The organism is Azospirillum melinis (assembly GCF_013340935.1).
Lineage (GTDB): Bacteria > Pseudomonadota > Alphaproteobacteria > Azospirillales > Azospirillaceae > Azospirillum > Azospirillum melinis.
On sequence record NZ_WHOS01000034.1, the window covers coordinates 39,932 to 65,198 of the forward strand.

The 25,267-nt window shown below is 68.4% G+C and carries 19 protein-coding genes, 3 pseudogenes and 1 riboswitch; of the genes and pseudogenes, 13 read left to right on the top strand and 9 right to left on the bottom strand.

The features are described from left to right. The first annotated feature begins 93 nt into the window (after positions 1-93). The gene (locus tag GBZ48_RS22775; RefSeq protein WP_174473094.1) at positions 94-822 is read left to right on the top strand and encodes an MgtC/SapB family protein; all 729 of its coding nucleotides are present in this window, start codon (positions 94-96) and stop codon (positions 820-822) included. A gap of 169 nt (positions 823-991) precedes the next feature. Here GBZ48_RS22775 and GBZ48_RS22780 read toward each other — a convergent pair. After that, a pseudogene (locus GBZ48_RS22780) lies at positions 992-1,567 on the bottom strand (transposase); the annotation flags it as partial. Positions 1,568-1,708: 141 nt separating this feature from the next. Between GBZ48_RS22780 and GBZ48_RS22785 the strand changes: the two are divergent. The 6 genes from GBZ48_RS22785 to GBZ48_RS22810 all read left to right on the top strand — a co-directional run bounded on the left by GBZ48_RS22785 (position 1,709) and on the right by GBZ48_RS22810 (position 8,555). Beyond that, positions 1,709-2,476, top strand: a complete 768-nt coding sequence (locus GBZ48_RS22785) for an IS6 family transposase (RefSeq protein WP_174473095.1) — start codon at positions 1,709-1,711, stop codon at positions 2,474-2,476. 424 nt (positions 2,477-2,900) lie between these two features. Beyond that, positions 2,901-5,204, top strand: a complete 2,304-nt coding sequence (locus tag GBZ48_RS22790) for a TonB-dependent receptor domain-containing protein (RefSeq protein WP_174473096.1) — start codon at positions 2,901-2,903, stop codon at positions 5,202-5,204. 534 nt (positions 5,205-5,738) lie between these two features. Further along, on the top strand, positions 5,739-6,146 hold the full coding sequence (locus GBZ48_RS36960) for a TonB family protein (protein WP_174473097.1): 408 nt from the start codon (positions 5,739-5,741) through the stop codon (positions 6,144-6,146). 45 nt (positions 6,147-6,191) lie between these two features. Then, a riboswitch (cobalamin riboswitch) is annotated at positions 6,192-6,418 on the top strand. Positions 6,419-6,846: 428 nt separating this feature from the next. Then, positions 6,847-7,356, top strand: coding sequence for a FecCD family ABC transporter permease (locus GBZ48_RS22800; RefSeq protein WP_246307388.1), 510 nt, complete (start codon positions 6,847-6,849; stop codon positions 7,354-7,356). 2 nt (positions 7,357-7,358) lie between these two features. Beyond that, positions 7,359-8,153 carry an ABC transporter ATP-binding protein gene (locus GBZ48_RS22805; RefSeq protein ID WP_246307389.1) on the top strand — a complete coding sequence of 265 codons (795 nt, stop codon included), beginning with the start codon at positions 7,359-7,361 and terminating at the stop codon, positions 8,151-8,153. Between the two features lie 6 nt (positions 8,154-8,159). Beyond that, entirely contained in the window at positions 8,160-8,555 is a 396-nt protein-coding gene (locus tag GBZ48_RS22810; protein WP_174473099.1) for a DUF1636 domain-containing protein, read from the top strand. Between the two features lie 138 nt (positions 8,556-8,693). Here GBZ48_RS22810 and GBZ48_RS22815 read toward each other — a convergent pair whose 3' ends face one another. The 5 genes and pseudogenes from GBZ48_RS22815 to GBZ48_RS35990 all read right to left on the bottom strand — a co-directional run bounded on the left by GBZ48_RS22815 (position 8,694) and on the right by GBZ48_RS35990 (position 12,765). Continuing rightward, positions 8,694-10,136, bottom strand: coding sequence for a TniQ family protein (locus GBZ48_RS22815; RefSeq protein WP_174473100.1), 1,443 nt, complete (start codon positions 10,134-10,136; stop codon positions 8,694-8,696). A 3-nt stretch (positions 10,137-10,139) separates the two neighbouring features. Further along, a pseudogene (locus GBZ48_RS22820) lies at positions 10,140-10,901 on the bottom strand (TniB family NTP-binding protein); the annotation flags it as partial. A 12-nt stretch (positions 10,902-10,913) separates the two neighbouring features. Beyond that, positions 10,914-11,066, bottom strand: coding sequence for a TniB family NTP-binding protein (locus GBZ48_RS35980; RefSeq protein WP_209798507.1), 153 nt, complete (start codon positions 11,064-11,066; stop codon positions 10,914-10,916). After that, the gene (locus GBZ48_RS35985) at positions 11,063-11,827 is read right to left on the bottom strand and encodes a Mu transposase C-terminal domain-containing protein (protein WP_209798506.1); all 765 of its coding nucleotides are present in this window, start codon (positions 11,825-11,827) and stop codon (positions 11,063-11,065) included. The genes GBZ48_RS35980 and GBZ48_RS35985 overlap by 4 nt, the downstream gene beginning before the upstream one ends. 8 nt (positions 11,828-11,835) lie before the next feature. After that, positions 11,836-12,765 (bottom strand): DDE-type integrase/transposase/recombinase, encoded by a 930-nt coding sequence (locus GBZ48_RS35990; RefSeq protein WP_209798505.1) that lies wholly within the window; start codon positions 12,763-12,765, stop codon positions 11,836-11,838. 145 nt (positions 12,766-12,910) lie between these two features. Here GBZ48_RS35990 and GBZ48_RS22830 point away from each other — a divergent pair, with 145 nt between their 5' ends. Further along, positions 12,911-14,293 carry a tyrosine-type recombinase/integrase gene (locus GBZ48_RS22830; protein ID WP_174473101.1) on the top strand — a complete coding sequence of 461 codons (1,383 nt, stop codon included), beginning with the start codon at positions 12,911-12,913 and terminating at the stop codon, positions 14,291-14,293. A 442-nt stretch (positions 14,294-14,735) separates the two neighbouring features. Here the strand turns inward: GBZ48_RS22830 and GBZ48_RS22835 are convergent, their stop codons facing one another. Then, positions 14,736-15,554 (bottom strand): helix-turn-helix transcriptional regulator, encoded by an 819-nt coding sequence (locus GBZ48_RS22835; RefSeq protein WP_174473102.1) that lies wholly within the window; start codon positions 15,552-15,554, stop codon positions 14,736-14,738. 123 nt (positions 15,555-15,677) lie between these two features. On the opposite strand from GBZ48_RS22835, the gene GBZ48_RS22840 reads away from it, so the two are divergent. From GBZ48_RS22840 to GBZ48_RS22860, 5 genes are read left to right on the top strand one after another with little or no spacing between them, the layout of a single operon-like run. Next, entirely contained in the window at positions 15,678-17,900 is a 2,223-nt protein-coding gene (locus GBZ48_RS22840; RefSeq protein ID WP_174473103.1) for a TonB-dependent siderophore receptor, read from the top strand. A 5-nt stretch (positions 17,901-17,905) separates the two neighbouring features. Further along, positions 17,906-18,814 carry an ABC transporter substrate-binding protein gene (locus GBZ48_RS22845; RefSeq protein WP_174473104.1) on the top strand — a complete coding sequence of 303 codons (909 nt, stop codon included), beginning with the start codon at positions 17,906-17,908 and terminating at the stop codon, positions 18,812-18,814. Further along, on the top strand, positions 18,807-20,813 hold the full coding sequence (gene fhuB / locus GBZ48_RS22850; protein ID WP_174473105.1) for a Fe(3+)-hydroxamate ABC transporter permease FhuB: 2,007 nt from the start codon (positions 18,807-18,809) through the stop codon (positions 20,811-20,813). Before GBZ48_RS22845 ends, fhuB begins: the two co-directional genes overlap by 8 nt. Beyond that, a complete protein-coding gene (locus tag GBZ48_RS22855) occupies positions 20,810-22,513 on the top strand; it encodes a cyclic peptide export ABC transporter (RefSeq protein ID WP_174473106.1) in 1,704 nt (567 codons plus the stop codon). Before fhuB ends, GBZ48_RS22855 begins: the two co-directional genes overlap by 4 nt. Then, positions 22,510-23,310 carry an ABC transporter ATP-binding protein gene (locus GBZ48_RS22860; protein ID WP_174473107.1) on the top strand — a complete coding sequence of 267 codons (801 nt, stop codon included), beginning with the start codon at positions 22,510-22,512 and terminating at the stop codon, positions 23,308-23,310. The genes GBZ48_RS22855 and GBZ48_RS22860 overlap by 4 nt, the downstream gene beginning before the upstream one ends. Before the next feature lie 515 nt (positions 23,311-23,825). On the opposite strand, the pseudogene GBZ48_RS36405 reads toward GBZ48_RS22860, so the two are convergent. Next, positions 23,826-23,987 (bottom strand): annotated as a pseudogene (locus tag GBZ48_RS36405) (transposase); the annotation flags it as partial. Between the two features lie 107 nt (positions 23,988-24,094). Continuing rightward, a complete protein-coding gene (locus GBZ48_RS22870) occupies positions 24,095-25,249 on the bottom strand; it encodes an iron-containing alcohol dehydrogenase (RefSeq protein WP_174473109.1) in 1,155 nt (384 codons plus the stop codon). Positions 25,250-25,267 lie beyond the last annotated feature (18 nt).

Here is a 25,267-nt window from a genome sequence, read left to right on the forward strand (position 1 = left end):
GTGAAACACCGGCACGGGCTCGACGGGCGTCGCAGCCGGGCGCGGTTCCGGCACCGGCCGGTGCCGATTGATCTTCAACGACAGGCGATGGTCATGGACATCTTTCAGGTCTATTGGTCCCACGGGCAGCTGGTGGCCAACGGCGTCATCCTGCTGCACCTGGTCGGCTCCCTTTTGACGGGCGTGCTGCTGGGCTACGAGCGCTCCTACCAGGGGCGGGCGGCCGGCATGCGGACCTACGGCCTGGTCTGCATGGCCTCGACGGCTCTGACCGTGATCGTCGCCTATCCGCACCTGTGGTATGGCGGCGCCGCGGCCGGCTGGACCGGCTCCGCGGATCCGAGCCGCGTCATCCAGGGCATCGTCACCGGGCTCGGCTTCCTCGGTGCCGGGGTCATCATGCGGGAAAGCCATTCCATCAGGGGATTGTCCACCGCGTCCTCGATCTGGACGACCGCCGCCATCGGCGTCACCATCGGTGTCGGTTTCTACGTGGCGGCATTTGCCGCCACCGCCCTGACCATAGCGGCGATGGTCGGCCTGCGGCGGCTGGAGCCGATCCTGCCGCACCGGACGGTGACGCACCTGACCGTGGTCTTCACGCGGGACAAGGCGCCGCCGGCCGAGAGCATCCAGGTTCTGGCGCGGGAACGCGGCTTCGAGGTCGTGGACTGGGGATACCACCTCATGAACGGCGCCGGCCAGATCGAGTACAAGCTGGCGCTGAAGACCAGCGGGTCGCCGGACACCTCGCGGATGGTCACGGAGCTGTCCGCCACCGACGGCGTGATGGAACTTCACATGACACCGTCGCGGATTTGACGGGCGTTTGTCGGGGCTGCCAAGCCTGAAGCGGTTCAGACGTCGGAGGACTCAAGGGCAATTGCGGTGTGAATCGGCGCGGGGTTCTGACGCCGAACAGTACGAAAGCGCGTTGATAAAAATGGAATTTGAGGGGGCACGGCCGTGCGCGGCTTCACATACGGGCTGCCGGGAGCGCCAAACCGCGCAGCCACGCGGGGGCCATGACCGCGAGGGCGTTGAGTGCCGCGCGCAACGTCTCGCCCAGGAGTTCCAACCGGTTCAGTTCCCGGACAGCGGCGAGCACATGGGTCGAGTCCGTCCGTTGTCGCCCGCGGGCCTTGAGCAGGCCCTGCGTCCGGCCGGCATCGAGCACCCGCTCCAAGAGGCGTTCCTCGGCGCCCCCAGCCAGCAGCCGACCGCGGAACTCGGTCAGGACGCTGTGATCGAAGCCGGCGTCGGTCAGATCCAGGCCGAGCAGGTACTTCCAGTCGATGCGCGCCCGCACCGCCTCGGCCGCCTGGCGGTCGCTCAGCCCCTCGCGGAACTGTAGGAGCGTCACCAGCGCCAGTCGCCAGGGGGGATAGGTCGGCCGGCCGCGTTTGGGATAGAGGTCATCGAAGTCCTTGTCCACAAAGGCCGGACCGAGATCATCGCGTAGTGTCAGATAAGGATTTCCCCTCGGAAAGGCGGCGTGGGCGACACGAGCGGTTTCTTCCGGGATCGGGGGGATAGATGGGACAGATGGCTGAGCGTGGAGCGACATGGCGTAATCTCCGATCACTTCACCTCCGTCAACCGTTGCTCCCTGACGCCGTCTTACGCCTGTGCCGCCCAGTCCGTTGGGCTCTGTTGCAAATTCGGCCGGCAGGCTGCGGAATGGCTGGAGGTTGGATGGAGCCAAGCCGTGTCGGACTTCAAGGGACGCCACTTTGAGGGAGAGATCGTGCTGTGGGCGGTGCGCTGGTACTGCCGATACGGTATCAGCTATCGCGACCTCGAGCAAATGATGGCCGAGCGCGGCGTTGCGGTCGATCACTCGACCATTTACCGCTGGGTTCAGAAGTACGCGCCGGAGATCGAGAGGCGGCTACGCTGGCAGTGGCGCTGCCCACGGTCAACCAGCTGGCGGGTCGATGAGACCTACGTGAAGGTCGGTGGCAAGTGGGCCTACCTGTACCGGGCGGTCGACAAGCACGGCAACACCATCGACTTCTACCTCTCTCCTACGCGAAACACCGCCGCCACCAAGCGTTTCCTCGGTAAGGCGCTGAACGGCCTGAAGGATTGGGAGAAGCCGATGGTCATCAATACCGACAAGGCGCCAACTTACGGACCGGCCTTGGCGGAGCTGAAGGCCGAGGGCAAGTGTCCCGAGGAGACTGAGCACCGGCAGGTCAAATATCTGAACAACGTGGTGGAGGCCGACCACGGCAAGCTGAAGCAGCTGATCCGCCCGGTGCGGGGCTTCAAGACCCTGAAGACGGCCTACGCAACGATCAAGGGCTTTGAGGTGATGCGGGCGCTTCGCAAAGGTCAAGCGTCCAGCTTCAACATCACCCGCGACATGCGGGGCGAGGCGCGCCTCGTCGAACGCGCCTTCAACCTTGGACCCAATGTGCTCGCCGAGGCCGTCCAGTTCATCAGCCAGAAACTCGAACTTCAGGCGGCGTAGCATCGGCGGTGATGTTCGTAACCATCATCTCGCGCCTGCCGGCAAACTTTGCAACAGAGCCCTGCCGCCCGCTCCGACGAACAGCAGCAGGAACAGCGCGAACAGGGCGATCAGGCGCCGCTTCAGGGACATGCTACCAGCGTCATGCGACCCTCCCCCAAGCGACAATCATACGGTTGGGGCGGTCGCTGTGCCATTGTCCTTTGGAACTGTGAGATTTGGATATTGCCGAATTTTCCCGGTTCTGGACCAGGAAGAACCGGTCGGCAAACGGGGAATGTTTCGTGCCCCCATTGTGCAATTGGCGATTGGAGGGATTGGCAGCTCAAATAATCAAAATATCAAGTATTTGGGGGGAAGCATGCGATTCCATGCGTTGGGAGCCTGGGTCATCGGTTCCTGCTCTTTGGGGATCGGTTTTGCAGTGGCGGCGGAGCCGGTGACGCTGGCACCGGTGAACGTGACGACCACGCCGCTGGTCGGGCCGGGCATCGAAGCCGATACTGTGCCAGCCAACCTGACCGGCCTGACCAAGGGCGATCTGTCGGAGCGCGGCGCTGCAGATGTGACCGGCACGCTGGAACGGCGGGTTCCCGCCGTGAACCTGAACGCGGCGCAGAACAACCCCTTCCAGCCGGATCTCCAGTTCCGAGGCTTCACCGCCTCGCCCTTGATCGGGAATGCACAGGGGCTCGCCGTCTATCAGAACGGCGTCCGCGTCAACGAGGTATTCGGCGACACCGTCAATCTCGATCTGATCCCCGACATTGCCGTCGACGACATGGACGTGGTGTCGAACACCCCGGCCTTCGGGCTCAACGCGCTGGGCGGCGCGCTCAACATCCGGATGAAGGACGGCTTCACCAGCCAGGGCGGCCAACTCGTCCTCCAGGGCGGCTCCTTCGGCCGCGTCCAGGGCAGCTTCGAATATGGCCGGCAGGTCGATAACGTCGCCGGGTATGTTGCAGGCCAACTGCTGCACGAGGATGGCTGGCGCGAGCATTCTCCCTCCACCCTGCGCCAGTTCTACGGCGACATCGGGGTGCGCGGCAGCCGTGGGCAGCTGAATGTCAACCTCACCGCCGCCGACAACAGCCTGACTGGCAACGGCCCGGCGCCGATCCAGCTGGTCGAGGCGGCGCGCTCGCACGTCTTCACCTATCCGGACAACACCCGCAACCGGCTGGTCATGCCGACGGTGCGCGCCGATTTCCAGGCCACCGACACGCTGTCATTCCAGGGCACCGCCTATCTGCGCCATTACGAGCGCAAGACGCTGAACGGTGACACGGTGGACGCGGAAAGCTGCACGATCACCGACCGCAACCGTGACCGCATCGACGACCGCACCGGCGAACCGACCGGGCTGCGCACCGGCCGGCTCTGCCTGAACGACACCGGTCCGATCCTCTATGACAGCACCGGCAAGCCGATCGCCGACTTTCTGAACGATACGCGTGGCGGCGTGCTGAACCGGACGAGCACCCAGACCACCTCCGGCGGCGGCACGCTCCAGGGCACGCTTCAGGAGCCGCTGTTCGGCCACCGGAACTTCCTGGTGGTCGGCACCAGCCTGGACTATGGCGTGACCCGCTTCAACGCCAGTTCGGAGCTTGGCACCCTGACCGCCGACCGCACCGTGGACCCGACCGGCATCATCGTCGCGCAGCCGGACGGGGAGATCGCCCCCGTGTCCATCCGTGCCACCAACACCTATGTCGGTGCCTACCTGTCGGACACCTTCAACGTGACGGACGCTCTGGCTCTGACCGCCGGCGGCCGGTTGAACATCGCCCGCATCTCCACCGAGGACAAGCTGGGCAGCGCGCTCAACGGCACCAACACCTACACCCGCTTCAACCCCGCGGCAGGCATGACCTACACGCTGGACAAGGGGCTGAGCAGCTATCTCGGCTATTCGGAGAGCAACCGTGTGCCGACCGCTGCCGAGCTGTCCTGCGCCGACCCGAGCCGGCCCTGCACCCTGACCAACTTCTTCCTGTCCGACCCGCCGCTGAAGCAGGTGGTCGGCCGCACCTGGGAAGCCGGGCTGCGCGGGACCGACGCGCCGGCCTTCGAGGGGCTTCACCTTTCCTGGAATGCAGGGTTGTTCCGCACCGGGCTCAGCAACGACATCCTGAACGTGGCCTCAGGCGTCCGCGGGCGCGGCTATTTCGTGAACGCCGGCGACACCCGCCGCCAGGGGATCGAGGCGGGGACGAAGCTGGCCGGCAAGGGCTGGTCGGTCTACGCCCAGTACGCCTACGTCGAGGCGACTTTCCAGAGCGACCTGGTGCTGAACAGCCCGGACAATCCCAACCGCAACCGGACGACCGGCACCGTCCGCGCCCGTGCCGGCGACAGTCTGCCCGGCGTGCCGGCCCACCGTTTCAAGCTCGGCGGCAGCTACAACGTGACGGACGCCTGGACGGTGGGTGGTGCGCTGACCGCCTATTCTGGCCAGACCTACACCGGGGATCCTGCGGGGTCGGTGGGGAAGGTTCCCGGCTATGCCACGCTCGATGCCAACACCAGCTATCAGGTCACCGACAGCATCCAGCTCTTCGCGCTGGTGCAGAACGTCACCAACGCGCATTACGCGACGTTCGGCACCTTCGGAGGCGTGCGCGAAATTCCCATCGCCGAGGCACCGGGCGCCACTGACCCGCGCTTCATCAGCGCCGCCCCGCCGCGTGCCGCCTATGGCGGTGTGCGGGTGACCTTCTGAGCCGTGGCCGAGGCTGCAAGGCAGGCCGCGGGGCGAGGTGCGCCGCCGGTGGGGGAGGGCTGCATCGTCGCGGCGACCGCCGCCTCGATGATCCTCCACGCCACCGTGGCTGCATGGCTTCTGATCCCCACGGCAGTTCCCAGCGCCAAGCCAGCGGTTGGTCCGGATGTCATCGCCGTCGATCTGGTGATGGAAGAGCCGGCGGTGGCGGAGGCCTCCGAAGCCACCGCCGGCCTCTCCGCATCGGCTCCCGAACCATTGCCCGCAATGCCCGAGCCGGTGAGGCCGGAACTCCCGATTCCACCCCCGTCCTCCTTCACACCAGAGCCGCTATCAGAGCCGGCTGCGGCCGTGCCTGAACCGTCACCGGACCTTCAGCACTTACCTCCGGTCGTACCGGTACCGGAACCGCCGGTCTTTCCTCCACCGGTGCAGGAGCCCGCTGCAGCGGATTCTTCCGCCCTCCCGCCGTCCCCACCTCCTGCGCCACCTCGTCCGTCCACGGCGCCGTCGCGCAAACCCCGGACACCGGCGGTGGCCGCGCTTCCGAAGCCGACGACGGCAGGCACGCCTTCTCCTGCCGCAGCAACGCCCACCGCAGCGGCGGGGCTACCGTTATCGGCCCCACCCACTCCCCCATCCACATCGTCCAGCGTCACGGCCGACTACGCCGCGACGGTCAACGGGCGCCTTGAACGGGCCAAGACCTATCCGCGGCTGGCCCGCATGCGGAGGGAAGAGGGAACGGTGCAGGTTCGTTTCACTCTTGCCCGCGACGGCACGGTCACGGCCTGCACCGTGACCGGCGGTTCCGGCCACGACCTGCTCGATGTTGAAGCCTGCGCTTTGGTGTATCGGGCCTCTCCGATGCCGCCTCCTCCCGATGCCGGACCCGGCGGCCGGTTGGACATGGCGGTGCCGATCCGCTTTTCGCTGAATTGACCGCTAACGGTTCCAGCGTTGACAGGCCCGCGGTCTGCCTCTATCACGGCAGGCATTGTCGGCGGTTCTCCCAGGTGCAAGCCGGGAGATTAAAAGGGAACGACGGAAGCGACAGGCGTCCAAGCCTGCTGCAAGCCGTGGCTGTCCCCGCAACTGTGAGCGGCGAGTCGGCGCCAAAAAGCCACTGACCGGAGGTCCATGACCCCGATCGGGAAGGCGGTGCCGGATGACGACCCGCGAGCCAGGAGACCTGCCTCCGACAGCGTCACTCTGCCTTCGATCGGGGTGTGTCGAAGGTGCGGAAACCCGTCGTGGTGACGCGTCCATTGGCGTTGCCGCGGCCGGATTCCGGGAAGATTAATCCTCCTTGAAGCCTGTCGCAGGTGAATGGTTCTCCAGACGCGGGGCCTCGCGTCGTGGCGTCCGTTCGGCAACGCCCGTTCAACGGCTTCGGTCTCCGGAGCCGGCATGGATGTGTGGCCCCGGACGGGCGGCTTTGCGGCCGCACCGCTTGTCCGAACGCGCCTCCATGCCTGCAGCAGGACGTGGCAGAGCATGCCGACAAGCCGTTCCACCAAGTATTTCCAACTTCGATTCGCCATGGCCAGTTTTGGGGCCGCTCTCGGGGTTGCTGCCGGCGCGGTCACCGCATCGGCGGACGACCTCCGACTTGCCCCTCTGGAGATCATGGCGCCAAAGGATGTGGCGGTGCCGCAGGAGCAACCCCTATGCCGTCACCGAGATGCTGCTGTGGCTGATGGGATCGCTGAAGGACCGGACACCGGCCGACGCGCTCACCGCCTTTCCCTTCATCCTGGCCGGCGGCGGCCTGCTGCTCGCCACCGGCCGCGGGCTAGATGGCCTGGCCCTGGGCGAGGATGCCGCCCGCAGCCTGGGGATCGATCTGGCCCGGTTGCGGCTGGCCGTCGTCGGCGGCAGCGCCGCGGCGGTCGGGGCGTCGGTGGCGGTTTCTGGCTCGATTGGCTTCGTCGGGCTGGTGGTGCCGCATCTGCTGCGCCCGCTGGTCGGGCATGAGCCCGGGCGCCTGCTGCTGCCGAGTGCGCTGGGCGGAGCGGTGCTGGTGACGCTGGCCGATCTGGCGTCCCGCCTGATCCCCACGGCGCAGGAGGTGATGCTGGGCGTCCTCACCGCGCTGGTCGGCGCGCCCTTCTTCTTCCTCATCCTGCGCGTTCGTCGGGAGGCATGGTGACGATGCTGTCCGCTTCCGCAATCACCCTGCATCTGGGCGGGCGGCCGATCCTGGACGGCGCCGGCTTCACCGCCCGGCGCGGCGCCGTCACCGGCCTGATCGGGCCGAACGGCGTCGGCAAGTCCAGCCTTCTCCGGGCGGTCGCCGGCCTGCTGCCTCATGGCGGCGACATCCGATTCGAGGGGCAGCCGCTGCCTGCCGACAGCAGAGCCCGGGCGCGCCTGCTCGGCTATCTCCCGCAAGGCCACCACGTCCATTGGCCGTTGAGCGTCCGCCGCACGGTGGCGCTCGGGCGGCTGCCGCATCTCGGTCCGCTCGGCCGACCGGGACGGGTGGATGACGACATCGTCGAGCGGGTCATGGCGGCGACGGGCGTCGCCAAGCTTGCGGCACGTACGGTACCGACCCTGTCGGGCGGCGAGCGGGCGCGCGTGATGCTGGCGAGGGTCCTGGCGACGGACGCCCCGGTCCTGCTTGCCGACGAGCCGACGGCGGCCCTCGATCCCGGCCATCAGCTCCGGATCATGATGCTGCTGCGGGCCGAAGCGGTCGAGCAGCACCGTGCCGTCGTCGTCGTGCTCCACGACCTGTCGCTGGCTGCCCGCTGCTGCGACGATCTCGTCCTGCTGATGCCGGACCGGCGCGTGATTGCGGCAGACGTGGCGACCGTTCTGACGTCCTCCCTGCTGCGTGAGGCCTATGGCGTGTCCTTCGCCGTGACACGGGCCGCCGGCATCCCGGTGGTGCTTCCCCAATACCCGACCTCGATACCCGACATGACCCAATCCGGAGACTGACCAGCCATGCCCATCGACGTGATCGTCTGCGAAACCTGCCGCCAGCCCGGCCCCGGGGCCGCGGCGGACCTTGGGGCGGACCCGCAGCCCGGATGGACCGGAGCGATGTTCGCGGCCCTGCTTGAGGGTGTTCTCGCATCCACCGGCGCCGAGAATGTCCGCGTCGGCACCATGCGCTGTCTTATGAGCTGCCGACGGCCCTGCGTCGTCCACATCCGCTCGTCGGGGCGCATGGGCTACGTTCTCGGCGACCTGCCGCCGGAGCGCTCGGCTGTCGAGGCGCTCGTCGGTTATCTTCTGGCCTATGGCGCGACCGACGATGGGATCGTTGCGTACAGGGACTGGCCGGACGGCGTCAAAGGGCGCTTCGTCGCCCGCGTGCCCGCGCCGTCCGATCAATGACCTGCCTGCCGCCCCGGCCACCGACGCGGCCGCTGCCTTGCATTCCACGGCCGGTCTTCGGATCGACATCCGGACGCGTCCCTTGCGCGGCTACGCCACTTCTTCCGACTAAAGCGCGATGATCGGAAGCCGGCACGTTTAAGAGGGACCGGCATGCCCATGGGCTGTGCGGGAGGCCGCCAGGGCGGCCTCCGACAACCGATGCAACGTGCGTCTCCGCACCGCTGGCGAGGCATGGCGCACAGCCAACCACTCGGGGCTTGAAAGAATCGCTTCCGCCAGATGCCGGTAATGGGCGGCATCCTGCAACCCGAGTGCCTGCGATGTGGATGGCGGGGTGCCCTGTGTCTTTCCAGGAAACGGCTTGCGCGCAACTGGCCCCCCTGCCTTCTGGCGTGGAACGGAGGCTTTCCGGCCATGGTGGGCCGCCCGCCTCACAGACGTCTCATCAGCGATCTTTTCCAACCGCTGCCGCAGAAGCTCCGGCCACTCCGCGCTCCGAGCAACCAGCCATGCCCTTTGGTGCTCACCGAGCCAGCGGTACAGCCAATCCAGAGAGGCGGTCCACCGGTAAGATCCGATCCAAGACTCCGAAACCAGAGCACTGGCTTCCTCATCCAGCAGAAGGGAGATCACGGCGGCCAACAGGCTTCGACGCCGCGCCGGCGGCACGCAGCATGCCCAGTATTGCAGGTCGATTCTTGATCTGAACTTACCAGACAATGGAAAGGCGGCACTGTCGAATGCATTGATCGCATGTTCGCGAGGGTAGGCGCCCTGGCCGGCCATCAGCGCCACAATCAGGTCCTCGGTCGCTGCAATGAACCCCGCTGGGCGCGATAGCCCCATCCATCGAGCCGTGGGTGTCCGGTGGTTCAGCGCCCGACAAAGGTCCGTCTCGAAGGCCATGACCACACTCCACGCGTGATCGATCAGGATGTTGCCGGTGCTCGTGCTGGCGGCAGCATCCTTGGGACCTGCCGCCGCATACTCATCAAGCGGGCGGCCGCAGTCTCCACAAGACAGTCGGGTTCCGCCATCGGACGGCACAAACCGGAGGGTGCTGGCCGTTTGACAGAATGGACAGAGATGACGCAACGGCAGGTGATGTCGATGACAAAAGCCAACCGCCGCATACGCCCAATGACGACGCAGGTACGTATGCCGGCCGGCGGCGCGATCTTCGCTCAGGCAGAGATCGCACCACCCGGGAGCCAGAGCATCGGCATAGCGCTCGGTTCCGTTGATCGGATCCAGAGCGCCCCAATCCCAGGCGTACCAATGCCGCGGCCAAGTCGGGTTGGCCGTCTTCAGAGCAAGGGTCGAAAGACGTTCGACGGGAAGCCGGGCTGCCGAGGCAAGCGCGGCAATTTCTTGGTGAGTCGGCCGGTAATCCAGACCGTTCATAGTCAGGATGGCTTCCGTATCGTCACCCAGCGTGGTCAGGATACCCCGCAAGTCACCGCCGTCGAGGTCGTACCGGCAAGCGACCCGCAACAGCCACGACGACAGCAGCTCGTCGTCCATCGGCCGGGGGGCGAGCGGCAGCACCGTCGACGCCAAGATGGAGCCAACTGTCATCGCCTACACCGTTACCGAAGTCTTCCGTCCCATGCCGCGTTGCGCCTTGACGGTCATGGAAACCAGCGGAAGCACGAGATCTTCGGCAGTGAAACTCTCTTCATCGATCATCTCCCGGCCCCCTCGGATCGCCGAGATCGCCACGGTTTCGATCAGCCGGAAGACACGCACCGTGATTCCATCCGTCATCGACAGCACGCGCCGGCTGACGGAGGCGCTGCTGAGGGACGACCGTTGCCGCAACGGCAGGATTGCCGCGAGGCTGGCAAGCAGGTCGCGGAATGCTTGATCGTCCCGCCAATGCGTCAACTCAAGCGCATCGAACCGATCGGCAAGCTGCTGATCCGTCAGCAACGCCATCCTAGCCTCGTCGGTGCCGGCGCAGACCAAGGGGATGCGCAGATCATTGGTCAGGAACCGCAGCGTGTTCAGGAAAATCCGCTGTTGACGGTAGGTGCCGGCCAGCATGGCATGCACCTCGTCGATGACCAGCAGCCAGGCGTTTATTTCACCCAAGAGACGCCTGCACAGGTTGCGAGCGCCACGCACAGTTCCCGCTCGCCGTTGCGGCACGCCGAGAGCGGTCAGCAGTTCGTCGTAGAAATCCCCCTCGTCCGGCTGGGTCGGCATCTGAAACGCCACCACTGGCATGGTCGTCACCCCCGTTCCCTCGTTGAAGACCGCTGGGTGGTCCCGCACGAACTTGCGAATGATCTTTGTCTTGCCCATGCCGACATCACCGAAGAGCAGCAGACATGGCATGCGATCCCGCTTCGGTTAGGTAAGCAGGTCTTCGAGCTTACCGAGCGCCGCTTCTGCCCTCCGGTGGTTGATCCAGCGGTCGGCCCGGATCCATTCGATGCGTTCATGGTCGGCAAGGCACGCGTATTCGCGATAGGCCGGATGAAGGTGTTCGAAGCCCTCGCTCATGACCATTCCTCCACATCGTAGGGCAACAGGGGCCGATCGGTCGGCGGACCGTCGTCGGCGGGCGAGGGTGGTGAAGGCTCCGTCCGCTCCGGCATTGCGCTCGCCGCCTCAGACCCGGCGAGTGCATAAGCGGTACGTTGCACCGCTTGTCGGGCGGCTTTGGTTCGTGCCGCAGCCTCGGCGACGAGCATTCGTTGGGCCTCGATTGCGTCGAAGATCATGGCCTCGTCGCCGGACCTGCGCCCCCGTTCCCGCAGCACCCGCATCGCCTCCAGGTGCTCCCAGCGTGTGATGCGCGGCCGGCGCAGATCGCGGTAGCGGATCGGCCAGTGCTTTCCATCGGGAGCCTGGAGAAACACCCGCGACAAATCGCGTGGGTCATATTTGACCGGCATCCGGGAGTCCGTTTGTCCGGCCCATACGCTCAAAATGCTGTCCCAGTAGTGGATGTTAAATATCCGGATGCCCTCCCGCGTCACCTTCCGCTTCTCGAACGGCAGGAAATCGTACAGGAATCGCTCCGGGTCGGCCGGATGACGCACCGGGGTGGGCCGCCGGGCAACGGCGTCCTCCCATGCCGTCATTGGCGGAAGCTGAAGGGTGCTGTGAATGCTGGCGTGGTAGACGCCCACGATTTGAATGGCGAGCCACGTCTCCAACTCCGACAGCGTCATAACCGCCGTCTTCTCCGGGTCGTAGTCGCCCTTCTCGTCGATGTTCGAGAAGGTGGTTCCCGGCAGCAGATGGACGGCGCCCATCATTGTCCCGATCAACCGCTCGATGTGGCCCCGAAATGCGGGGTCGCCGGCGGCCGATACTGTTGCTCGATGCCATACTCCCGACAGCCGCGCTCCAGAGCCTTCGAATGGAAGTCTTTCCCGTTGTCCATGTGCACGGTTTCCGGAAGCCCCGCGACCGGCCAAGGTGCCGACACCCCACGTTCCGCAAGCCAATCCACCTTCGGTAGCACAGCGTGCCGCATGGCCATGGCGACTGAAGTCGCCGACGGAGCCTCCAGGGTCAGATAGAACCCCACGACCATCCGGCTTGCGACATCGATGATCAACGTCAGCCAGGGGCGCCCAAGGGGCAGTCGGTACATCTCGTCGAGGACCATGACATCGACCCGCGTGTGGTCGATCTGGACGACCTGGAGCGCGTGATCCGATACATACTCGCCGAAGACGGGGCGGAACCGGTCACGGGCCGCTTTCGGTCCCTCCCGCGCCTTCACCAGAGCTTTCCGGCCCTGCCGATCAATGCGGACACGCAAAGCCTTCACCGATGGCGTCGAAAGGCTCCGCGCCTTGCACTCGTGCTCGATGTGCCGCCGCAACCCGGCCACCGTGGGATGCTGGCGTGTCATGTAATAATCGCGGATTGCCGATTCGATTACGCTCTCGATCTCCGGCTCCAGGCAACGGAACCCTCGGGCCGGACCCGGCTTCGGCGGAATCAAGGCGCTTGTCACCGGCTTCTCGCGATAGAGCGCCACGAGCGCATAGATGCGGCTCCGCTTAAGCCCTAATATGGCAGCGGCATCGCCGACCTCCGCCCGCGTCAAACGCTCTCGCTCTGCCAGCGGCCGTACGACGCGCTCCCGGCGCACCGCCTCGTGCCACTCTTCGTCGATGGCCGATTGATGATTGGGTTTGCTCTGCGGCATGACCGCCACCGTGACGATGTTCTGTATCGACATCGTCCGGTGATCCTGGACATCAATCCGGGGATCTTGGTTTATTTTCCACCGATCCTGGGAAACGCGGAAGATTTGAAATTGCTTGAACCTGAGTCCAGCGATCCCGGAAAATCGACAGGAGGCCCGGCGGCGCTAGGATGACGCCATGCTCCCAGACCGCCCGCTGATGGCCCCGGACGCCGCCATTCCCTTCGCTCTGGTCCCGACCCTGACGCCCGCCGAGGTCGCGCGCCTGCGCACGGCCTTCGCCGCGCGTGCCATGGCGGCGCCCACCCGGCGCGCCCTGCTCGGCGACGCGCGCCTGTTCGTGGCATGGTGCGGGCAGACCGGGCGTCCGGCGATGCCAGCCAGCCGGGAAACCGTGGCGGCCTTCCTGGCCGCGGCTGCCGTCGACGGCCGCTCCTCCGCCACCCTGCGGCGCTACCGCAGCTCGCTCGCCTGGTGGCACGCCGCCGGTGGCTTCGCCAACCCATGCGCCGGGGCGGCCGTCGCGGTGCCGGTGCTCGAACCCAACCTGACCGATGCCGCGATGGCGGCGCTGCACAGCTTCATGGCCGTCGCCCAGCGCGGCTATGCCAAGGCGACCCTGCGCGCCACCGCGGCCGACATTCGGCTGTTCGCCGGCTGGTGCGGGCAGCACGGGCTGTCCTGGCTGCCGGCCGAGCCGGCGACGGTCGGGCACTACATCCGGGAACTCGGCAGCTCCCGCAAGCCAGCGACCATCGCGCGCTACCTCGCGTCGATCAGCCTGATCCACCGCGCCGCCGGGCACGCCGACCCCTGCCGGCACTGGAGCGTGACGTTGGAACGGCGCGGCCACGCGCGTGCGGTGGGCTCCGAGCGGCGGCAGGCGGCCGCCCTGACCGACGCCATGCTGGCGCCGATCCTCGACCGCCTCAATCCGGCCCAGCCCGACCGGCCGAAACCGCTGAAGCCGATCGATCTCCGCGACCGGGCGCTGCTGTTGGTCGGCCGCGACACCCTGGCCCGCGCCGACGAGCTGGTGGCGCTGCGCTGGGAGGACCTGCACTCGGTCGATCTTGCGTTGAACCCGGATGCGCAGCCGGGTGAGGCGACCATCCGCATCCGCCGCTCCAAGACCGACCAGGACGGGGAGGGCGCCGAGGCCTGGCTGTCGGCTGAGGCCGTGGCGGCGCTCGTCGCTTGGCGGGCGGTGGCGCCGCGATGGCCGGCCGAACCGGACGGGGAGGGGCCGCGCACCCGGGACGGGGCTTTCCTGTTCTGCCACCTGTCGCGCAGCGGGGCCGGCGAACGGATGAGCCCGGCGGCGGTGCGCCGCGTGGTGGAACGGCGCACCGGCGACGCCAACCCGCTGGCCGTCGGCTTCAGCGGCCACAGCTTGCGGGTCGGCGCCGCCCAGGACCTGCTGGCCGCCGGCGTCGACCTGCCCGGGCTGATGCAGGCGGGGCGCTGGTCCTCACCGGTGATGCCGGCGCGCTACACAGAGCGCCTGCGGGCGACGCGGGGCGCGGTGGCCCGGGTCCGGCGGGAAAAGGAGAAAGGGTGACACCTGCGGCGTCTTGGTGAGACGTTCGCCGTTATGCAGCGGCCCCCAGAGCGCTTCGCCCAAGGATACCTCGGCCAAGATGACCAGCCGCTACGAACGCCGCCGCGGCCGTTTCCGCGTCACTCTCACCCAGGCGACCGGCTTGTGAGGCTGCCCCGAATCTCGGTCAGCATCGTGCAGGACAGCACGATATACGTTAAGCCGGAACAGCGAGCATTAGCGGACAATGGGTGAAGTCTGCTTTGCGCCAAAAGCGGACCGCATTGATCGACAGGTATCACGCCCGTACGTGGTGGACATATTTATGCCACGGTGACCCGGGCGAGCCTGCGGAGGCTGGTATCGTCGATACTGACCAAATTGGTGAGATGCCGGCTCTACAGGTGCGGGGCGGCTTAACAACGCCGCATCCGCAAAACGGATTGCCTTGATTCGCCCACCATCACTTCGACGATGAGTCTTGGTGCGGTGGCGGATATTCCCGATGGTTGGCGAAGCGGGAAGGGGTGACGCCGAAATGGCGGCGGAACATCGCGGTGAAGGCGCTCGGGCTGTCGTAACCGAGGTTGAGCGCCACAGTGGTGACGGAGGCGCCGGTCATCAGCATCTCCGCCGCCTGGAACAGGCGGAGACGCTGGCGCCAAGCCGAAAAACTCATTCCCGTCGCGTCGGCGAAGCGGCGGGTGACGGTGCGCCGTGACAACCCGACCACGTCCGCCAGCGCATCGAGCGACCGGTCGTCCGCCGGGTCGTCGACGATCATGCGGGCGATCTGCGCCATCGCGCGGTCGGCCGGCATCGGCAGATGTTCATGCTCCAGCGGCAGTGCCGCGATTTCGTCGAGGACCACCAGCCCGAGCCGCTCCTCGCGCGTGCCGGGATCGGCGCCGTCCTGCCAATGGCTGATGCGGGCAATCCCCTCCCGCAGCAGGCTAGGGGTGGAGGCGCTGCCGAAGCGGTCCGGCAACCGGCCGCACATCTCCGGCGCCACATAGACGTACCAGCCGGAGAAATTCCCGCACAACCGCAACGCATGTTCCTGCCCCGGCGGGATCCAGGCGGAATGGCCGCTCGGCACCATCCAGTTGCCCTGGCGGGTGTAGATCGTCAGCAGGCCGGTGGATACGACCACGGCCTGCCCGCGGGCATGGCTGTGCCAGCGGATCGTCACCGGCTTCGTCCCGCGCTCCCGCCCGATCGCCAGCACCGTCGGCTGTTCGGGCGCATCCAGGCTGGCAAGCGAATAATTCAGCAGCCGCATGGCCTCGTCTCGATAGTTCCTGTCCCGCCCGCAGGAGCGGAATGCAATGAGGAATGATACTCATTCTCATTAGGGGCCGGTAGATGCTTCCGGCGCACAGCAGGACAAACGACAGAGGATGCGATGGGGCAGACGGTGCGGATCCGGGCGGCGGAGAGCCGGAGGAAGAAGAAGAGCCGGCGCAATGCCGCGATTCCGGCGATGCTGGCGGCGGCGGCGACCGTCTGGACGCCGGTTTGGGCACAGGATGCGGCCGGGCAGCAAGGGGTTGGGCAGCAGGCGGTTGGACCGCAGGGCGGCGCGACGCTCAGCCTGCCTGCGGTGTCGGTGACGGCGAGCCCCGGCAACCCGGCGCTGGCGGCCGACGGCTACGTCGCTCCCGCCGCGGTGGGCGCCACCAAGACCGGCACCGCCCTGCTGGAAACCCCGCAGACCGTCACCGTCATCACCCGGGAGGAGCTGGACGCCCGCCGGCCGCAGACCGTCCGGTCGGTCCTGCGCTACGCCCCCGGCGTGCAGATCAGCGAGGACGCCGACAACCGGCTGGACAGCCTGTCGGCGCGCGGCTTCGCACTCGACCAGTATCTGAACGGGCTGAAGCAGCTCTCCGGCACCTGGGCGGTGCCGAAGACCGAGCCCTACCTGCTGGAACGGGCGGAGGTGCTGACCGGCCCCTCCTCCGTCCTCTACGGGCAGGCGTCGCCCGGCGGCATCCTCAACATGGTCGCCAAACGGCCGACCGCCGAGCCGCTGCATCAGGTGGAGGTCCAGACCGGCACCGGCGCCATGATGCAGGGCGCCTTCGACCTCGGCGGGCCGCTCGACAAGGAGGGCCGCGTCCTCTACCGGCTGACCGGCATCGGTCGGTCCGTCGAAACCCAGACCGACCACACCAAGGAACAGCGCATCGCAATCGCCCCGTCGGTGACCTGGAAGCCGGACGACGACACCAGCCTGACCCTGCTGGCCGGCTACCTGCACGACCCGAAGGGCGGCATCTGGAACCTGCTGCCTTATTCCGGCACGCTGCAGCCGAACCGCTACGGCAAGATCTCGCCCAGCTTCTACACCGGCGACACCGGCTTCGAGAGCTTCAAGCGCGACCAGACTCAGATCGGCTATGAGTTCGAGCACCGCTTCGACAAGGCACTGACGGTCCGGCAGAACGCCCGCTACACCCACATCGACGTCGATTACGCCTCGGTCCAGGGCTTGAACCTCCGGGCCGACCAGCGGACTCTGAACCGGCAGACCTACACCGCCGACGAGCGGCTCGACACCTTCGCCATCGACAACCAGGCGGAGCTGAAGCTGGAGACCGGGCCGCTGTCGCACACTCTGCTTGCCGGCCTCGACTACCAGCGCATCGGCTGGGACAATTTCACCCGCTTCGGCACGGCGCCGACGCTGGACATCCTGACGCCGAACTACAATCAGGTCATCACGCTGCCCGGCGTCTTCCAGAACGCCTATCAGACTCAGAGCCAGGTCGGCGCCTATCTCCAGGACCAGATCCGGCTGGGCGGCTGGTCGCTGCTGCTTGCCGGGCGCGAGGATTGGGCGACGACCGACAGCGAGAACCGCCTGACCAACCGGCGGACCAGCCAGTTCGACCGCGCCTTCACCGGCCGGATCGGGCTGACCTACCTGTTCGACAACGGTCTGGCACCCTATGCCAGCTACGCGACCTCCTTCCAGCCGGTCGCCGGCACCAACCGCCAGGGCGCCGCCTTCGAACCGACCAAGGGCAAGCAGGTCGAGGTCGGGGTGAAGTTCCAACCCAAGGGCCTCAACAGCTTCGTCACCGCCTCGGCCTTCGATCTGCGCCAGACCAACGTCACCACGCCCGATCCGGTCAACGCCAACTTCGGCGTCCAGACCGGCGAGGTCCGCTCGCGCGGCGTCGAGCTGAGCGGCGTCGCCAGCCTGACCGACGGCTTGAGCGTCCGCGCCTCCTACACCTATCTCGACAACGAGATCACCAAGGACAACGCCGGCAACGCCGGCCACCGGCTGAACAACGTGCCGGCGCACATCGCCTCGCTGTGGGCCGACTACACGATCCAGGAGCAGGCGCTGAAGGGGTTGGGCTTCGGCGGCGGCGGCCGTTACGTCGGGTCGACCTACGCCACCAACGCCAACACGGTGAAGATCCCGGACTACGCGGTGTTCGACGCGGCGGTCCACTACGACCTGGGGCAGGCGGTGCCATCCTTGCAGGGGACGCAACTGTCGGTCAATGCCTCGAACATCTTCGACAAGGAGTATGTGTCGGTCTGCTCGGCCGTCGGCTGCCGCTGGGGACTGGGCCGCACGGTCTATGCCAGCGTCCGCTACTCCTGGTGACATCCATGGTCGATAGGGCTTTCCCCCTGTCGCGGCGCAGCCTTCTGGGCGGCGCCGTCGCCTTTGGCCTGGGCGGGCTGGCCGCCTTGAAGACGGCGACGGCGGCTCCCCCGCGGCGGGTCGCCGTGCTCGACTGGGGGCTGGCGGCCTGCTGCGTCGCGCTGGGCTGCGTCCCGGTCGGCGTGCCGGCGCCGTCCTGGGGCACACGCTACGCCGGCGCCCCGGCGCTGCCGGCCGGGGTGGTCGATGTGGGCCTGCTGTTCACGCCGAACTTCGAGCTGCTTCAGGCGCTGGAGCCGGACGCGATCCTGATCACGCCGGGGCTGGAGGCGATGCGTGGCCCGCTGGAGCGGGTGGCGCCGGTTGTCACCGTGACGCTCGACCGGCCGGGGGCCGGCGTGCTGGAGCGGGCGGGATCGGAGACGCGGCGGCTGGCCGCCCTTCTCGGGCTGGAGGCGGCGGCCGAGACGCTGGCCGCCCGCGCCGAGGCGGCGCTGGAAGAGGCCGCGGCCACGCTGGCGCCGCTGGCCGACCGGCCAGTCTGGCTCGTCAATATCCTCGACCAGCGCCACGTCAACGTCTTCGGTTCATCGAGCCTGCACCATGCGGTGCTGGGCCGGCTCGGGCTGCGCAACGCCTGGAATGGGGAATCGTCGATGGGCGAGTTCGTCCCGGTCGGGTTGGAGCGGCTGGCCGGAGTGCCCGACGCGCGGCTGGTCAATGTGGCGCTCGGCGGCTTTGGCCGGTTGACGGCCATGGCGGCGAATCCCTTCTGGCAGGCGATGTCTTTCGCGCGCGACGGGCGGACGTACGAGATCGGCTCCGTCCTCGGCTCGGCCGGTCTGCCGGCGGTGGAGCGGCTGGCCCGGCTGCTGACGGCGGCGCTGTCGCCGGTGGAGGCGGTCCGTGGCTGACAATCGTTACCGTTGCGGGGGGCTGGTCGGTCTTCTGGCGCTGCTTGCCGCCGGGCTGACGGCGGTGGCGGCGCATCCCTATTTGCCGGGCTCGCCGGGCGACGTCGAAACCTGGCGCTGGCTGCTGGCGGGCGACAGCGGCGACGTGCGGCGGCTGATCCTGACCGACAGCCTGCTGCCGCGCCTGTGCGCCAGCCTGCTGTGCGGCGGCGCCCTGGCACTGGCCGGGGTGCTGTTCCAGCAGGTTCTGCGCAACCCCCTGGCCGAACCCTCGACCCTGGGCGTCGCCGGCGGCGCGCAACTGGCATTGATGGCGACGGCGATGCTGGCCCCCGGTCTGGGCGTCGGCTCCGGCGGCATGCCACGCGGTCTGGTTGCGTTGGCCGGCGGAGCCGGAGCGGCGGCGCTGGTGGTCGGGCTGGCGTGGCGGGCGGCGCTGGCGCCGGCCGTCGTCATCCTCGCCGGGTTGGCCGTCGGTCTGACCTGCAGCGCGCTGGCCAGCGGCCTGATGCTGTTCAACGGCGCCGGGTTCCAGGCCCTGTTCCTGTGGGCGAGCGGATCGCTGAGCCAGAACGGCTGGGCGATCCCGCAGGCGCTGGCCCCGCAGCTGGCGGCCGGGGCCGCCCTCACCCTGCTGCTGGCGCGGCCGCTCGCCCTGCTCGATCTGGGGGCGGAGGGCGCCGTCGGCCTCGGTGTTCCGGTACGGGTCCTGCGGCTGGCGGCGCTGGCGCTGGCGGTGGCGCTGAGCGCGGCGGTGGTCAGCGCCGCCGGCGTGATCGGCTTCGTCGGGCTGGCTGCCCCGGCGATGGCGCGGCTGGCCGGCGCCCGCAGCCTGGACGCCCGGCTGGCCTGGGCACCGCCGCTGGGTGCCGCGCTGCTGTGGCTGGCTGACGCGGCGGCGCAAACGGTCCCGCAACTGGCTGGCGGCGGCCGCGAGCTGCCGACCGGAACGCTGACCGCGCTGCTCGGTGCACCGCTGCTGTTGTGGCTGCTGACCAGGCCCGGTGGCCAGGGCCGCGGCCTGCCGGTCACAGCCGAGGCGCCGTCGCACCGGCTGGCGCGGCCCATCCCCTGGCTGGCAGCCGGGCTGCTGGTCCTGGCGCTCGCCGTTTGGCTGGCGCTGACGGTGGGGCAAGGGGTCGGCGGCTGGCGCTTGAGCGGCTGGACGGAGCTGCAGCCGCTGCTGTACTGGCGGGCGCCGCGCATGGCGGCGGCGATGGCCGCCGGGGCGATGCTGGGGGCGGCCGGGGTGCTGCTGCAACGGCTGACCGGCAACCCGATGGCCGGGCCGGAGGTGTTGGGCATCAGCACCGGCGCCGCCTTCGGCGTCATCCTGCTCCACCTCGCGGTTCCCGCTTTTCCGGTCGAGGCGCAGGTGGCCGCCGCCGGGGCCGGCGCGCTGGCGACGCTGGGTGCGGTGCTGCTGCTCGGCCGTCGGCACGGCCACGCGCCCGAACGGTTGCTGCTGACCGGCGTGGCGCTGACCACCGTCTTCGGCGCGGTGGTGGCGCTGCTGCTGTCGAGCGGCGACCCGCGCGCCTTTATCCTGTTCCGCTGGCTGACCGGCTCGACCTATCTGGTGACGCCGGCCATCGCCATGGCCGCCTGGGCCGCTGCCCTGCCGCTGCTTGCCCTGCCGCTGCTCTGCGCCCGCTGGCTGGAGATCCTGCCGCTCGGCGAGGCGGCGGCGCGCTCTCTCGGCCTGCGGCTGCCGCTGGCGCGCGGGCTGGTTCTGCTGCTGGTCGCGGCGCTGACCACGGCGGCAACGCTGGTGGTCGGGCCGCTCAGCTTCGTCGGGCTGATGGCGCCGCACGCGGCCCGGCTGTTCGGGTTGCAGCGGGCGGTGCCGCAGCTGGCCGGGGCGGCGCTGGCCGGCGCCCTGGTCATGGTCGTGGCCGACTGGCTCGGCCGTGTCCTGCTGTTCCCCTCCCAGATGCCGGCCGGCCTGCTGGCGACCCTGCTGGGTGCTCCCTACCTTCTCTGGCTGTTGCGGCGATGAACGATTCCAAGCAAGATCCCAACCAGGACCGTTTCGCTCTGCTCTGCGCGGCGCTGGGCCTGCTGCGTCCCTTCTGGCCGACGGCCCTGGCCGCGACCCTGCTGGGGGTGGCCGGCGGCCTCGCCACCGCGGCGCTGCTGGCGCAGGTCAACCGCGGCCTCCAGGAGCCCGGCGGGGTCGGCGCCGGCTTCTTCCTGGCCTTCGCCGGCCTGTGCGGGCTGAGCGTGCTGGGTAAGGCGGCAGCCGGCGTCGGGAACAGCCTGACCGGCCAGAAGGTGATCGCGGCGCTGCGCAAGGACATCGCCGCCCGCATCCTGCGCGCGCCGGTCGCCGCCATCGAGCGGCAGCGGATTCACCGGCTGGTCGCCTCGCTGGTCAACGACGTTGAGGCGGTGAGCGTCTTCACCTTCAACGTCTCCGGCTACGCCGTGGCGCTGGCGGTGACGCTCGGCTGTTTCGGCTATCTGCTGGCGCTGTCGCCCGCGCTGCTGCTGCTGGTTCTGCTGGCGGTGGCGACCGGGGTGCTGGTCACCCACCACGCCCGCCGCGCCTGGATGGAGGATTACGCCGACGTCCGCGATGCCCAGGACGACCTTCAGAAGCAGTACCGGGCCATCACCGAGGGCGCCAAGGAGCTGCGCGTCGACCGGCCGCGCCGCCGCCGGGTGTTCGGGGTCCTGCTGGGCGGCGCGGTCGACCGCATCGCCCGCCGCAAGAGCCATGCCATGCGCCTGTTCTGGACGGCGGACGCCGTCGGCTCGGGCCTGTTCTTCCTGGTCATCGGCGTCGCGCTGCTGCTGCGCGAGCGGCTGGCGCTGGAACCGGCGGCGGTCAGCGGCTTCGCCATCGTGCTGCTCTACGTCAAGGGGCCGATCGACCAGCTCGTCGGCGCGCTGCCGGCGCTGGGACAGGCGCAGGTCGCCTTCCGGCGGGTCGCCCGGCTTGCCGCCGACTTCGACGGACGCGAGCCGGTGGCGCTGGAGGAGCCGGGCGGGCCGACGCCGGAGCTGCGCCACGCCATCGCGCTCGACGGCGTGCGCTACGCCTACCCGGCCGGAGAGGATGGCCGGCCGGGCTTCACGGTCGGGCCCATCGACCTGGAGATCCGGCGCGGCGAGATCCTGTTCATCGTCGGCGACAACGGGTCGGGCAAGACGACGCTGATCAAGCTTCTGCTCGGCCTCTACGCGCCGCAGGCAGGCGCCATCCGGCTCGACGGGCGGCCGGTCGCCGAGGCGGCCCGCGACGATTACCGCCAGCTTTTCGCCACCGTCTTCACCGACTATTACCTGTTCGACGAGGTCGGCACGCCTGGCGCCGGCCTGCCGTCGGAGGCGGAGCGCTACCTGGAACGGCTGGACATCGCACACAAGGTCTCGCTGCGCGACGGCGTCTTCTCCACCACCGACCTGTCGACCGGCCAGCGCAAGCGGCTTGCTCTGCTGAACGCCTGGGCTGCCGGGCGGCCGGTGATCGTCTTCGACGAATGGGCTGCCGACCAGGATCCGGGCTTCCGCCACCTCTTCTACACCGAGCTGCTGCCCGACCTGCGCCGCCAGGGCCGGGCGCTGGTGGTGATCTCGCACGACGACCGCTATTTCGGCGTTGCCGACCGTGTGGTCCACATGGCCGACGGGCGCATCGCGCTTGTGTCCGCGCCAGCGGTTCCGGAAGACATCGCAGGGAATGCCGGACGATGAGCGCCGCCTTTTTCGAACTGGAGGCCGTGGTCGCCTCGGTACCCGGCCGCACGTTGCTGCACCCGCTGACTCTTGCACTGGCCCCCGGCCGGGTCGTCGGGCTGATCGGGCACAACGGGTCGGGCAAATCGACCCTGTTGAAGCTGATGGCGCGCCAGCTCATCCCCTCGGCCGGGACGATCCGCTTCGAGGGCCACCCGCTCGCCGCCTGGAAGGCGCGTGCCTTTGCCCGACGCCTCGCTTATCTGCCACAGCAGACGCCCGCCGCCCCTGGCCTGCTGGTGCGGGAACTGGTGGCGCTCGGCCGATATCCCTGGCACGGGATGCTCGGCCGTTTCGGGCCCGGCGACCGGGAGGCGGTGGAGGACGCGATGGCTCAGACCGGCGTAGCGGACTTTGCCGGCCAGCAGGTCGACATGCTGTCGGGCGGGGAGCGCCAGCGGGTCTGGCTCGCAATGCTGCTGGCCCAGCGGCCGGGCGCCCTGCTGCTGGACGAGCCGACCTCCGCCCTCGACATCGCCCACCAGGTGGAGGTGCTGACCCTGATCCGCCGTCTCAGCCGTGTGCACGGTCTCGGCGTCGTCATTGTCCTGCACGACGTGAATATGGCCGCCAGTGTCTGCGACGAGTTGCTGGCCCTGCATAGCGGCCGGCTGATCGCCCGCGGCGCTCCCGACGAGGTGATGACCCCTGCAACCCTGGAGCGTATCTACGGCCTGCCCTTCGGGGTGATGCCGCATCCGGTCTCGGGCCGCCCGCTCGGCTACGTCGCACAGCCTGTTCCGGGCGTGGAATGATGGAAAGGACTTTTGGCTGCTTTGGTGCTGGCTGTGCAGAAGGGGATTTGAGATCTGAGGCTGCGGCCCGCGGCAACCAGGGCACTGCTTGGCTTTTCCTGTCTCGATGCGGCCACCCGGATCAGCGACGCCGCCGTCCGCTTCGGGTCAGATTCGGACGTTCGAGACTGCCTCCAAAGCGAGAACTGAACCGGCGGTGCTCCGCGTCAAGGCGGGCGCGGACGCGCCCCCGCCCTGCGGGCGGCTTCGGCCTTGCCCCGTCCGCGCCGCCGGTTCCCTGTGTTCGGCATCGGTGGGCGGCGAGCGCCGACCGTCAGCCTCTTACGCGGGCTTCGCTTCCCAGTTGGCTCCGTTCGCGAGCATGGGTTTGTCGACAACCAGCTCGACGGGATGGCCCGTCGTGAGCACTAGAGACACGTCGTTGCGCCACCCCCGCCCTGCCTTGCTCTTACGGGAAGGTTACGCCGCCCTGACCCGCGACACGAAGGCGGCCACCTCGTTCTGCAGAAGGCCAGCTTCAGGCCGCCGAACTCGGCGCGCCAGCGGTAGTAGGTCTGCTCCGAGATGGCGTGCTCGCGGCAGGTCTCCGCGACCGTGCGCCCTTGCGCTACCGCCACCTCGATGGCGCGCAGCATGCTGATGATCTGCTCGGGGGTATGCCGCTTTCGACGGGCCATTCCTTCCTCCTGATTTGCCCATCCCTCAAATAGGGGCTGGAGCGGGTTCAGGGGGGCAGGTCACGCCCGCCCGCAAACTTTGCAACGGAACCATTGGAACCGCCTCTTCACCATGCTTGTCTGTAGAGATCCAAGGCGTCGTCGTAGCGGACATCGCGCCGATTGTTGATCAAAAGCCTCTGCACCTTCATGGCGTCAGCCGCCAGCATCGGCAGATCATCCTGCCGCACGCCAAGCTGTTCCAGCTGCTGTTCCATCGGCATGGCAGCAACGAGATCGCGCATGGCGTCGATGAAGGCAGCCACCGCTTCGTCCGGCGTGGCGAAGGAGCGGCCGGGCATGATCGCCGGAGCGAGTTCGGCATAGAGTTCCCCGGCCGCCGGTCGGTTGAACTCGAGCACCGGTCCGAGCATCAACGCGTTGCTCAGTCCGTGCGGCACGTGGAAATGGCCCCCCAGCGGGTAGGCCAGGGCGTGGACCGCCCCGACCGGCGCATTGGCGAAGGCGATGCCGGCAAGCAGCGAGCCCTGGAGCATCGCCGCGCGGGCGGCGACGTCGCGCCCGTCGGCGATGACGGCACGGATGTTGCCGCCCAGCAAGCCCAGCGCCCGCAGCGCGAGGCTGTCGGACAGCGGGTTCTTCTTGTGGCGGGTGGTGTAGGCCTCGATGGCGTGGACCATCGCATCGATGCCGGTCATCGCGGTGACCCGCGGCGGCAGCCCGAGCGTCAGACGGGCGTCGAGCACCGCCAGATCGGGGTAGAGCAGACTGGACACCACCCCCTTCTTCTCGCTGGTCGGCGTGGTGACGATGGCGATGGGCGTCACCTCCGACCCCGTGCCGGCGGTGGTCGGCACCTGGATCAGCGGCAGGCGCGGCCCCTTGGCGAGGCCGATGCCGTAGATGTCCGGCAGGTCCTGCGGCGTGCCGGCCAGCAGGGCGACCAGTTTGGCGGTGTCGAGCGAGCTGCCGCCGCCGAAGCCGATCACCCCGTCGGCTCCAGCGGCGCGCGCCGCCTGGACCGCCAGCGCCACCGACTCTTCCGGCGGGTCGGCCAGCACGTCGCAGAACAGGGCGCATGCCGTGCCGACGGTCTTGAAGCCGGCCTCGACCGGCTCCAGCAACCCGGCCGCCACCAGACCGGCGTCGGTGACGATCAGCGCGCGGCGGATGCCAAGGTCCTTGGCCATCTCACCCAGCCGGGCCGCCGCCCCCACCTCGCACACCAGCTTCGGCGTGGTTTCGAACACGAAGTCCATCATGTCTCGGTCCTCACCGGA

Coding starts and splice junctions, on each gene's coding strand:
- GBZ48_RS22775 (WP_174473094.1), top strand. CDS start 94: ATGGACATCTTTCAGGTCTATTGGTCCCACGGGCAGCTGGTGGCCAAC.
- GBZ48_RS22800 (WP_246307388.1), top strand. CDS start 6,847: ATGTGGCGGTGCCGCAGGAGCAACCCCTATGCCGTCACCGAGATGCTG.
- GBZ48_RS22805 (WP_246307389.1), top strand. CDS start 7,359: ATGCTGTCCGCTTCCGCAATCACCCTGCATCTGGGCGGGCGGCCGATC.
- GBZ48_RS22810 (WP_174473099.1), top strand. CDS start 8,160: ATGCCCATCGACGTGATCGTCTGCGAAACCTGCCGCCAGCCCGGCCCC.
- GBZ48_RS22815 (WP_174473100.1), bottom strand. CDS start 10,136: ATGACAGTTGGCTCCATCTTGGCGTCGACGGTGCTGCCGCTCGCCCCC.
- GBZ48_RS35980 (WP_209798507.1), bottom strand. CDS start 11,066: ATGAGCGAGGGCTTCGAACACCTTCATCCGGCCTATCGCGAATACGCG.
- GBZ48_RS35985 (WP_209798506.1), bottom strand. CDS start 11,827: ATGATGGGCGCCGTCCATCTGCTGCCGGGAACCACCTTCTCGAACATC.
- GBZ48_RS35990 (WP_209798505.1), bottom strand. CDS start 12,765: ATGTCGATACAGAACATCGTCACGGTGGCGGTCATGCCGCAGAGCAAA.
- GBZ48_RS22830 (WP_174473101.1), top strand. CDS start 12,911: ATGCTCCCAGACCGCCCGCTGATGGCCCCGGACGCCGCCATTCCCTTC.
- GBZ48_RS22835 (WP_174473102.1), bottom strand. CDS start 15,554: ATGCGGCTGCTGAATTATTCGCTTGCCAGCCTGGATGCGCCCGAACAG.
- GBZ48_RS22840 (WP_174473103.1), top strand. CDS start 15,678: ATGGGGCAGACGGTGCGGATCCGGGCGGCGGAGAGCCGGAGGAAGAAG.
- GBZ48_RS22845 (WP_174473104.1), top strand. CDS start 17,906: ATGGTCGATAGGGCTTTCCCCCTGTCGCGGCGCAGCCTTCTGGGCGGC.
- GBZ48_RS22855 (WP_174473106.1), top strand. CDS start 20,810: ATGAACGATTCCAAGCAAGATCCCAACCAGGACCGTTTCGCTCTGCTC.
- GBZ48_RS22860 (WP_174473107.1), top strand. CDS start 22,510: ATGAGCGCCGCCTTTTTCGAACTGGAGGCCGTGGTCGCCTCGGTACCC.
- GBZ48_RS22870 (WP_174473109.1), bottom strand. CDS start 25,249: ATGATGGACTTCGTGTTCGAAACCACGCCGAAGCTGGTGTGCGAGGTG.